General features: G+C 64.0%; 7 protein-coding genes. 4 read left to right on the top strand and 3 right to left on the bottom strand.

Annotation, left to right across the window (positions count from 1 at the left end; translation table 11 throughout):
- Positions 1-114: 114 nt before the first annotated feature.
- The 3 genes from AC56LK_RS23420 to AC56LK_RS23430 all read right to left on the bottom strand — a co-directional run bounded on the left by AC56LK_RS23420 (position 115) and on the right by AC56LK_RS23430 (position 5,002).
- Positions 115-1,638, bottom strand: a complete 1,524-nt coding sequence (locus AC56LK_RS23420) for a SpoVR family protein (RefSeq protein WP_497186861.1) — start codon at positions 1,636-1,638, stop codon at positions 115-117.
- Positions 1,639-1,665: 27 nt separating this feature from the next.
- The gene (locus AC56LK_RS23425) at positions 1,666-2,937 is read right to left on the bottom strand and encodes a YeaH/YhbH family protein (RefSeq protein ID WP_497186862.1); all 1,272 of its coding nucleotides are present in this window, start codon (positions 2,935-2,937) and stop codon (positions 1,666-1,668) included.
- Between the two features lie 142 nt (positions 2,938-3,079).
- A complete protein-coding gene (locus tag AC56LK_RS23430; protein WP_497186863.1) occupies positions 3,080-5,002 on the bottom strand; it encodes a PrkA family serine protein kinase in 1,923 nt (640 codons plus the stop codon).
- Positions 5,003-5,597: 595 nt separating this feature from the next.
- Here AC56LK_RS23430 and AC56LK_RS23435 point away from each other — a divergent pair.
- The 4 genes from AC56LK_RS23435 (at position 5,598) to AC56LK_RS23450 (ending at position 10,952) form a co-directional block, all read left to right on the top strand.
- Positions 5,598-6,617, top strand: coding sequence for an adenosine deaminase (locus tag AC56LK_RS23435; protein WP_497186864.1), 1,020 nt, complete (start codon positions 5,598-5,600; stop codon positions 6,615-6,617).
- A gap of 9 nt (positions 6,618-6,626) precedes the next feature.
- Positions 6,627-9,158, top strand: a complete 2,532-nt coding sequence (locus AC56LK_RS23440; protein WP_497186865.1) for an ABC transporter permease — start codon at positions 6,627-6,629, stop codon at positions 9,156-9,158.
- Between the two features lie 64 nt (positions 9,159-9,222).
- Positions 9,223-9,627, top strand: coding sequence for a group II truncated hemoglobin (locus AC56LK_RS23445; protein ID WP_497186866.1), 405 nt, complete (start codon positions 9,223-9,225; stop codon positions 9,625-9,627).
- Positions 9,628-9,632: 5 nt separating this feature from the next.
- Positions 9,633-10,952 (top strand): DNA recombination protein RmuC, encoded by a 1,320-nt coding sequence (locus AC56LK_RS23450; protein ID WP_497186867.1) that lies wholly within the window; start codon positions 9,633-9,635, stop codon positions 10,950-10,952.
- The last annotated feature ends 128 nt before the right edge of the window (positions 10,953-11,080 follow it).

The following is an 11,080-nucleotide window of genomic DNA, read 5'->3' on the forward strand; positions in this document are numbered from 1 at the left end:
AGGCGCAGCATTATGCAGGAAAGATCGGGAAAAGTCGCGGCCGATTCAGGCGAGGCGACAGCAGTCCGTCGGCAAGCCAGGCGGCCCGCCGTCGGGGCGCCGCCGTGGGAGTCGTCAGCGGCCGCGCTTCTCGCGGCGGCACTCGAGGAAGCTGACCACGTGGCCGCTCGGGTCCACCGTTTCGAGCCGGACGTCGAAGCCCCACAGGCGCGCGACGTGCTTGAGCACTTCCTGCGCCTGCTGGTTCAGCGGCCGGCGGTTGAACTGGGTGTGGCGCAGGGTCAGGGCCCGGTCGTCGCGGGTATTGACCTGCCAGACCTGGATATTCGGCTCGCGGCTGCCGATATTGTACTGGTCGGCCAGCTTGTGGCGCACGTAGCGGTAGCCCTGCTCGTCGTGGATCGCCGAGATCGTCAGCTTGTCGCTGCGGTCGTCGTCGAGCACCGCGAAGAAGTGGAATTCCCGGATCAGCTTGGGCGAGAGGTACTGGGCGATGAAGCTCTCGTCCTTGAAGTTGCGCATTGCGAAGTCCAGGGTCTTGATCCAGTCGCTGCCTGCGATGTCCGGGAACCAGGCGCGGTCTTCCTCGGTGGGATCTTCGCAAATACGGCGAATGTCGGACATCATCGCGAAACCGAGGGCGTATGGATTGATCCCGCTGTAGTAGGGGCTCGTGGCCGGCGGCTGGTAGACGACGTTCGTATGGCTCTGCAGGAATTCGAGCATGAAGCCGTCGCCGACGATGCCTTCCTTGTACAGGTCTTGCAGGATCGTATAGTGCCAGAAGGTGGCCCAGCCCTCGTTCATCACCTGGGTCTGGCGCTGCGGATAGAAGTACTGCGAGATCTTGCGCGTGATGCGCACCAGCTCGCGCTGCCAGGGTTCAAGCAGCGGCGCGTACTTCTCGATGAAGTAGAGCAGGTTTTCTTCGGGCTCCGGCGGGAAGCGGATCGGCGCTGCACTGGCCACGTGCTCTTCGCGCAGCGGCAGGGTGCGCCAGATCTCGTTGATCTGCGACTGGGCGTATTCCTCGCGCTCCTTCTGGCGCGCGGTCTCCTGGGCGACGGACAGCTTGGCCGGCCGCTTGTAGCGATCGACGCCATAATTTTGCAGCGCATGGCAGGAGTCCAGCAATTCCTCGACCGCATCGATGCCATAACGCTGTTCGCACTCGGCGATATAGTTCTTCGCAAAGACCATGTAGTCGACGATGGCATCGGCATCGGTCCAGGTGCGGAACAGGTAGTTGCCCTTGAAGAAGGAATTGTGCCCGTAGGCAGCATGCGCGATCACCAGGGCCTGCATCGTCAGGCTGTTTTCTTCCATCAGGTAGGCGATGCAGGGATTCGAGTTGATGACGATCTCGTAGGCCAGGCCCATCTGGCCGCGCTTGTAGCTCTTTTCCGTCGTCAGGAAGTGCTTGCCGAACGACCAGTGGTTGTACGACACAGGCATGCCGACGGAGGTATAGGCATCCATCATCTGCTCGGCGGTGATGATCTCGAGCTGGTTCGGGTAGGTGTCCAGGCCGTAGCGCTTGGCCACCCGCTTGATCTCGTCGTGCGCCTGTTCGATCAGGTCGAAGGTCCATTCGGACTGGTCCGGCAGGGCGCGCGGGTTGTTGGGGTCTCTTGGCATGGCGGCGTCCATCTTTAGCTGAGCCTTTTACTTCGGCTGTTTCTTGAACAGCTCGCGGAAGACCGGGTAGATATCGGCCGGGGTGACGATCTTCTGCATTGCGAAATTCTTGTGGTGGTCGGCCACCTCGCAATACTGTTCCCACAGGTTTTGCGGCGGGCCGTCGGTGATCTCGACATAGGTGTAGTACTGGACCCGCGGCATGATCGCATTGCTCAGGATCTGCTTGCACAGCACCGAGTCGTTGTCCCAGTTGTCGCCGTCCGAAGCCTGGGCCACGTAGGCGTTCCAGTCGGCGCTGCCGTAGCGTTCGGCGAGCACCTTCTGCAGCAGGTGCAGGGCCGAAGACACCACAGTGCCGCCCGATTCGCGCGAGTGGAAGAATTCGTTCTCGTCCACTTCGGCCGCGGCCGTGTGGTGGCGGATGAAGACGACTTCGATCTTTTCGTAGACGCGTTTCAGGAACAGGTAGAGCAGGATGAAGAAGCGCTTGGCGGTATCCTTGCGCGTTTCGTCCATCGAGCCGGACACGTCCATGATGCAGAACATGACGGCCGAAGTGCTCGGCTTGGGCACCTTGATCCGGTTCGAATAGCGCAGGTCGAAGGGATCGATGAAGGGAATCGCGTTGAGGCGGATGTGCAGGTGGTGGATCTGCTCCTTCAGCGCCACCACTTCCTCGTCGTCGGAAGGCGCGCCCCGGTCGAGCAAGGCCTCCAACGCTTCCTCGGCTTCTCTCAGCTGGCGCTTGGCGGGGCCGCCGACGGCGATGCGGCGCCCCAGCGCGCCGCGCAGCGAGCGCAGCACGTGGATATTGGATGGCGTGCCGGACACGTTGTAGCCGGCGCGCTGGTTCTTGAATTCGATGGTCTGGCTCAGCTGCGTCTTGATCATGTTCGGCAGCTCAAGATCCTCGAAGAAATAATTCATGAATTCTTCGCGCGACAGCTCGAAGATGAAGTCGTCTTCGGTGGTCTGGTCGCTGTTGCCGGCGCGTCCACGCCCCGAGCCGCCGCCACCGCTGCGCGGACGGTTGAACTGATCGCCCTTCTGGTATTCGGTATTGCCCGGGTTGACGGTTTCCCACACGCCGCCGTGGGCATGGCCGAAATGGGGTTCGTTCACGTCCTTGACGGGGATCGTGACTTTTTCGCCGTTCTCGATATCGGTGATCGAACGGCCCTTGATCGCGCGCCCGACCGCATCCTTGATTTGCGCCTTGTAGCGGCGCAGGAAGCGTTCGCGGTTGACCGCGGACTTGTTCTTGCCCTGCAAGCGACGGTCGATGAGATAAGTCAAACTGGCCTCCTGTGGTGACGGCTCTTCGAGACGCCGATACTTTGCGGGCGACTGGCGGGATCTCGATACGTCTATCTTAATACGCACCGCGATCGCGCGTACGGCGCACGCCTTTTTTTCGCGGCGCGCGCCGGCGCCCTTGTCAGGAGGACTTCCTCACGCGCAGGTACCATTCGCACAACAGGCGGACCTGCTTCGGCGTATAGCCCTTCTCGACCATGCGGGCCACGAAGTCGGCATGCTTGTTGGCATCCTCGGCGCTCGCTTTCGCATTGAAGGAAATCACAGGCAGGAGTTCCTCGGTGTTCGAGAACATCTTCTTCTCGATCACGCTACGGAATTTCTCGTAGCTGGTCCAGGCCGGATTCTTGCCGGCATTGGTGGCCCGCGCACGCAGGCTGAAGTTGACGATCTCGTTGCGGAAATCCTTGGGATTCGAGATGCCGGCCGGCTTCTCGATCTTTTCCAGCTCGGCGTTCAGCGACTCGCGGTCGAAGCTCTCGCCGGTGTCCGGGTCGCGGAATTCCTGGTCCTGGATCCAGAAGTCGGCGAAGGTGACGTAGCGGTCGAAGATGTTCTGGCCGTATTCCGAATAGCTTTCGAGATAGGCGGTCTGGATTTCCTTGCCGATGAAATCGACGTAGCGCTGCGCCAGGTGCTCCTTGATGTAGGAGAGGTAGCGCTGCTCGGTCTCCGGCGGGAACTGCTCGCGTTCGATCTGCTGCTCGAGCACGTAGAGCAGGTGCACCGGGTTGGCCGCCACTTCGGTATTGTCGAAGTTGAAGACCTTGGACAGGATCTTGAAGGCGAAGCGGGTCGACAGGCCGTTCATGCCTTCGTCCACGCCGGCATAGTCGACGTACTCGTGCAGCGACTTGGCCTTGGGATCGGTGTCCTTCAGGTTCTCGCCGTCGTACACCAGCATCTTGGAATAGATGCTCGAGTTCTCCGGGTCTTTCAGGCGCGACAGGATCGCGAACTGCGCCATCATGCGCAGCGTGCCCGGCGCGCAGGGCGCCTTGTCGAGCGAGGAGTTGTACAGCAGCTTGTCGTAGATCTTGATCTCGTCGGACACGCGCAGGCAGTAGGGCACCTTCACGATGTAGATACGGTCGAGGAAAGCTTCGTTGTTGCGGTTGTTGCGGAAGGTCTTCCATTCGGACTCGTTGGAGTGCGCCAGCACGATGCCCTCGAAGGGAATCGCGCCGAAGCCCTCGGTGCCCTTGTAGTTGCCTTCCTGGGTGGCCGTCAGCAGCGGGTGCAGCACCTTGATCGGCGCCTTGAACATCTCGACGAATTCCATCAGGCCCTGGTTGGCCAGGCACAGGCCGCCCGAATAACTGTAGGCGTCCGGATCGTCCTGGGCGTAGTCCTCGAGCTTGCGGATGTCGACCTTGCCGACCAGCGAGGAAATGTCCTGGTTGTTCTCGTCGCCCGGCTCGGTCTTGGAGACGGCGATCTGCTTGAGGATCGAGGGGTAGCGCTTGACCACGCGGAACTTGTTGATGTCGCCGCCGAACTCGTGCAGGCGCTTGACAGCCCAGGGACTCGGGATGGCGCGCAGGTAGCGGCGTGGGATGCCGTAGTCTTCTTCGAGGATGGTGCCGTCTTCTTCTTCGTTGAACAGGCCCAGCGGCGACTCGTTCACGGGCGAACCCTTGATCGCGTAGAAGGGCACGTGTTCCATCAGGCTCTTGAGTTTTTCGGCAATCGAGGACTTGCCGCCGCCGACCGGGCCCAGCAGGTAGAGGATCTGTTTGCGCTCTTCCAGGCCCTGGGCCGCGTGGCGGAAATAGGAGACGACCTGTTCGATCACTTCTTCCATGCCGTAGAACTCGCGGAAGGCCGGATAGACCTTGATCACCTTGTTGGCGAAGATGCGTGACAGGCGCGGGTCAAGGCGGGTGTCGACCAGGGTCGGCTCGCCGATGGCGGCGAGCATGCGTTCCGGCGCGCTGGCATAGGTCAGGGGGTCTTTCTTGCACAGTTGGAGGTACTCTGCCATGGAGTATTCCTCTTCCTTGGTACGCTCGTAGCGGGCGGTGTAGTTGTCAAAGATGCTCATTTCGAATGTCCTTTAATGTACGAACAACGATCACGTCATGGCAGCCGACTGTGCAAAGGGCTGCCTCAGGCCCCGGACTTTATTGGCGTACTCCTTGTGGGTCGCCCCGCATGCGGAACCGGGGTGGCCGGCGCCGGAAATGCTGGCGATTTTCTTGTTGTGACCCCGGGTGTTGTCCGGGTCTCCCGTGTTTGGAGAGCGTCTTATTTGCGTTTGTGAAATTTATTATGTGCCTATTAGTTCCCGAAGTCAAAGCAGTGTCGTGTGCGTGTGTACTGCATATGCAAGTGCTTGAATCGAATAAGGAAATACGTTTTCTGAGGCCATTCTGAAGTGCTCGGAAAGAGGCGCCGGCAAGGCCTTTCGGACGTTTCCGGAGCGCTCGATCCGGACCGCTTCAGGCTGCTTAAATATCAACTTTGCGAGCCGATATTGCACGATATGCTCAAGCTGTGGCGCACGCGTACGGTCAATACAAAGCCCCTGCCGACCCCCCGTTTTCGCCTATGGCGCGAGGGGGCTGCGGGCATGCGTTACACTTGTCGGCCACATCACCTCGAACCGCTACTGAACCAGCCAAGCGCCGGAGAACATCATGCTGCATTCCCAGCTGCGCAACATCCTGCAGAACATGCCCAAGGCAGAATTACACATCCATATCGAAGGTTCGCTGGAGCCCGAGCTGATTTTTGCGTTGGCGCAAAGAAATGCCGTATCGCTGCCTTACGCCTCGGTCGAAGCGTTGCGCGAGGCCTACGCTTTCACCGACCTGCAATCCTTCCTCGACATCTACTACGCGGGTGCCAGCGTGCTGCTGACCGAGCAGGATTTCTACGACATGACCGCCGCCTACCTGGCGCGCGCCCATGCCGACAATGTCCGGCATGCCGAGATCTTCTTCGACCCCCAGACCCATACCGCGCGCGGCGTGCCCTTCGGGACGGTCGTCAACGGGATCTGGCGCGCCTGCCAGGAAGGCCCGATCAGCGCCAGCCTGATCATGTGCTTCCTGCGCCACCTGTCCGAGGAAGAAGCGCTCGCCACGCTGGATGAAGCCTTGCCTTACCGCGACAAGTTCATCGGCGTCGGCCTGGACTCGTCCGAGGTCGGCCACCCGCCCGAGAAATTCGCGCGCGTGTTCGAGCGCGCCCGCCAGCTCGGCCTGCGCCTGGTGGCGCACGCGGGCGAGGAGGGGCCTCCCGCCTACATCGAAAGCGCGCTCGACGTGCTCAAGGTCGAGCGCATCGACCACGGCGTGCGCACCCTCGAGAGCCCGGAGCTGACCGCGCGCCTGGCGCGCGAAGGCATGGCGCTGACGGTCTGCCCGCTGTCGAACATCAAGCTGCGCGTGTTCGACGTGATGGGCAGCCACAACCTGCGCGAGCTGCTCGACAAGGGGCTGGCTGCCACCGTCAATTCGGACGATCCGGCCTATTTCGGCGGCTACATGAACGATAACTTCATCGCCGCCTTCGAGGCGCTGCCACTCGACGCCGGCCATGCGCGCCAGCTCGCGCGCAACAGCTTCGCCGCCTCCTTCCTCGACCCGGAGCGCAAGCGCGGTTTCCTGGCCGAGGTCGACGAGTTCTTCGCCACCGCCACCGCTACCGCATAAAGGATGCCGATGTTCCTCCAGTCCCTCCGCATGACCGCGCGCGACTGGCGCGCGGGCGAGCTGCGTTTCCTGCTGGTGGCCCTGATCGTGGCCGTGTCGGCGCTGTCCTCGGTCGGTTTCTTCATCGACCGCATGCGCGCGGGCCTGAACCGCGACGCCCACCAGCTGCTGGGCGCCGACCTGCTGGTGAATGCCGACGATCCGATCCAGCCGCGCTGGCGCGACGAAGCGCGCCGCCGCGGCCTGCTGGTGGCGGAAACCGCCACCTTCCAGAGCATGGCGCAGGCGGGCGAGGGCGAAGCCTCGACTGCCCAGCTGTCGGCCGTCAAGGCGGTCTCCAGCGGCTATCCGCTGCGCGGCCAGCTCAGCATCACGACCAATCCGGAAGACGCCGGCCGCGCCATCGGCCAGAAGACGCAAGGCATTCCCGATCCCGGCACCGTGTGGGTGGATGCCAACCTCTTGACCGCGCTGCGGGTCGGCGTAGGCGGCAGCATCCAGCTCGGCGACAAGGGGTTCCGCATCGCGCAGCTGATCGCCACCGAACCGGACAAGGGCGCCTCCTTCGCCAATTTTGCGCCGCGCGTGATGCTGTCGATGGGCGACCTGGCGGCCACGCGACTGGTGGATGCGTTTTCACGGGTGAGTTACCGGCTGCAGGTGGCCTCGCCCTCGCGCAACGACATGGCGGGCGTGGCGGCCTATGAAAAATGGCTGCGCGCCGACATCACGGCGCGCAACGTGCGCGGGGTGCGCATCGAGACGCTCGAGAACGGCCGTCCCGAGATGCGCGCCACGCTCGACCGCGCCGACAGCTTCCTGTCCCTGGTCGGCCTGCTGTCGGCGATGCTGGCGGCGGTCGCGGTCGCGATGGCGGCGCGCCGCTTCATGCAGCGCCACCTGGACGCCTGCGCCATGCTGCGCTGCCTCGGCATGACCCAGAACCAGGTCGGCGCCATGTACCTGATCGAATTCGCCATCGTCGGCCTGGCGGGCAGCCTGCTGGGCGTGGCGGTCGGCTTCGGCGCCCATTTCATCCTCGTCCAGATGATCGGCAACCTGCTGCCGCCGGACCTGCCGCCGGTGTCCCCGCTGCCGGCGCTGCAGGGCATCGCCACCGGCATGTTGCTGCTGGTCGGCTTCGCGCTGCCGCCGGTGCTCCAGCTGCGCAACGTGCCGCACAACCGCGTGATCCGGCGCGAAGCCGCGGCCCCGCAGCCGCTGGCGCTGGCCACCTACGGCCTGGGCATCGGCGTGTTCCTGGCGCTGCTGCTGTGGCAGGCCGGCGACACCAGACTGGCCCTGATGACGGCCGGCGGCTTCCTCGGCGGGCTGGCCCTGTTCGCGCTGGTCGCCTGGCTCGGCCTGCGCCTGCTGCGCCGCTTGCGCGGCGCCTCGAAGAACCAGAGCTGGCGCTTCGCCATCACCTCGCTGCAGCGCCGTCCCGGCGCCACCGTGGTGCAGGTGGTGTCGCTGTCGCTGGGCCTGATGGCGCTGCTGCTGCTCACCGTGGTGCGCGGCGACCTGATGGCAGCCTGGCGCACGGCCACGCCGCCGGATGCGCCGAACCGCTTCATCATCAACATCCAGCCGGAGCAGGCGCCGGGCGTCGAGCAGCAGCTGCGCGGCGCCGGGGTGCGGAACGTGTTCCTGTACCCGATGATCCGCGGCCGCCTGACCCACGTCAACGGCAAGCAGCTGACCCGCAACACCTACCAGAATGGCGATGCGCGCCGGCTGGCCGAGCGCGAGTTCAACCTGTCCACGGTGCCGGACCTGCCCGAGACCAACGAGATCGTTGCCGGCAAATGGTACAAGGATGCGCCGGGCGTGGCCGAGGCCTCGGTCGAGCAAAAGCTCGCCGCGACCCTGGGCTTGAAGCTCGGCGACGTGATGCGCTTCGACATGGCCGGCCTGCCGGTGGAGGCGAAGGTGAGCAGCCTGCGCAAGCTCGAATGGGGCTCGATGCGCGCCAACTTCTTCGTCATCATCAACCCGGCGGCGATGGCGAATGCGCCGAAGAGCTACATGACGGCCTTCCATTTGCCGGGCAGCGCAGGGAACCTGACCAATGCATTGACGCGCGCCTATCCGAACCTGACGGTGATCGACGTCTCCGGCATCATCCGCCAGCTGCAGGAAGTGCTCGACCAGGTGGTGGTCGCGGTCGAGTTCCTGTTCATGTTCACGCTGGCTTCCGGCGTGCTGGTGTTGTACGCGGCCCTGATGGGATCGCAGTCGGAGCGCACCCGCGAAGCGGGCCTGCTGCGCGCGCTCGGCGCCACCAAACGACAGCTGGCGACGGCGCAGCGGATCGAGTTCGTGCTGGTGGGCGGCCTGTCCGGCGTGCTGGCGGCGACCGGCGCGGCGGCGATGGGCTGGGTGCTGGCCGAATACGTCTTCAAGTTCCCGTGGAAGTTCGAGCCGCAGGTGTGGCTGGCCGGCGTCCTGGTCGGCGCGGTCTGCGCGCTGATCGGTGGCTGGCTGGGCCTGCGCAGCGTGCTGCGCCAGCCGCCGCTGCAGACCCTGCGCGACGCCTGAGCCGGTTTGCAACAAAGCCATGCCGGGGTGGCCAGCGGCTTCCCCGGCGCGCTATCATGGCGGCATGTCTGAATCGCATACCCCCGAAGCACAAACGCTCTACGAAGTGATGGGCGGCGCCGAGCGCCTGCGCGAACTGGTCGACCGCTTCTACGACCTGATGCAGCTGGAGCCCGAGTTCGCCGGCATCCATGCCATGCACCCGCAACCCAACGACAGCTCGCGCGAGAAGCTGTTCATGTTCCTGTCCGGCTGGACAGGCGGCCCCGACCTCTTCGTCGAGCGCTACGGCCATCCGCGCCTGCGCGCGCGCCACCTGCCGTTCGCCATCGGCACCAAGGAGCGCGACCAGTGGCTGCGCGCCATGGCCTGGGCGATGGAAGACCTGGGCTACGACGAGGCGCTGCGCATGCGCCTGATGCAGTCGTTCTACCAGACTGCCGACTGGATGCGGAACAAGGCCGACTGACACGCATGAGCATCATCGAACTCCTGATTCTGCTGGCGGCTGTCGTGATCGTCGCGCTGCAGCTATTGCTGCTCGCGCGGGCGCGTTCCAACGGCGACGGCCGCCACATCGAACGCCTGGAGCGCGAGCTGCGCGGCGAGCTGCAATCCACCGCCCAGGCCACGCGCCAGGAAGTGGCGGGGCACATGGGCCAGTATCACGCCGCCACCGTCCAGCAGCTCGACAGCATGCGCCAGCAGATGCAGCTGCATTCCAGCAGCGGGCGCGAGGAGCAGGCGCGCGCCCTCAAGCGCTTTGCCGACACCCTGCAGCTGACGCTGTCGAACCTCACTGAATCGAATGCCCAGCGCATGCTGGAAGTGCGCGGCACGCTGGAAACCAAGATCCGCGACCTGCAGAACGATAACGCCAAGCGCCTCGAAGAGATGCGCCAGACCGTCGACGAAAAGCTGCACGCGACGCTGGAGACGCGTCTGACGGAAAGCTTTAAACAGGTCAGCGAGCGCCTGGAAAAGGTGCACCAGGGCCTGGGCGAGATGCAGCAGCTGGCCATCGGCGTGGGCGACCTCAAGCGCGTGCTCACCAACGTCAAGACCCGCGGCACCTGGGGCGAAGTGCAGCTCGAGATGCTGCTCGAGCAAGTGCTGACGGTGGACCAGTATGCCAAGAACGTCGAGACCATCGCCGGCAGCGGGGCCCGAGTGGAATTCGCGATCAAGCTGCCCGGCGTGGTCGACGGCGGCCCGCCCTTGTGGCTGCCGATCGACGCCAAGTTCCCCAAGGAGCAGTACGAGCGCCTGCTGGAAGCGGCGGACCTCGCCGACGCCGAAGGCGTGGCGCGCGCCGGCGCCGAGCTGGAACGCGCGGTGCGCGTCGAGGCCAAGACCATCTGCGAAAAATACGTGTCGCCGCCGCAGACCACCGACTTCGCGATCCTGTTCCTGCCGACCGAAGGCCTGTATGCCGAAGTGATGCGCCGTCCCGGCCTGGCCGACGACCTGCAGCGTGCGCTGCGCGTGACGATCGCCGGCCCCTCGACCCTCAGCGCGCTGCTCAACAGCCTGCAGATGGGCTTCCGCACGCTGGCGCTGGAAAAGCGCTCGTCCGAAGTGTGGCAGGTGCTGGGCGCGGTGAAGACCGAGTTCACCAAGTTCGGCGACGTGCTGGCCACCACCAAGGCCACGCTGGAGAAGGCCGCCAAGAACATCGAAACCGCGGAAGTGCGCAGCCGCCAGATGGCGCGCAAGCTGAAGTCGGTGGAAGCGCTGCCGAGCGAGGCGGCCCAGCTGATGCTGGGTGCAGACGGACTGGATACCGAATCGTAGGGTGGACGGCATTGAACTGACCCCAGAAAGTTGGACATCAACTTTCTGGGGTTTTTCACATGGGGAAGTACACACCTGCCTTCAAGCTAATTGTCGTGCAACGATATCTTGAAGGCTCGATGGGTTAC

It is taken from the genome of Telluria sp. ZB4P36, from assembly GCF_059685865.1.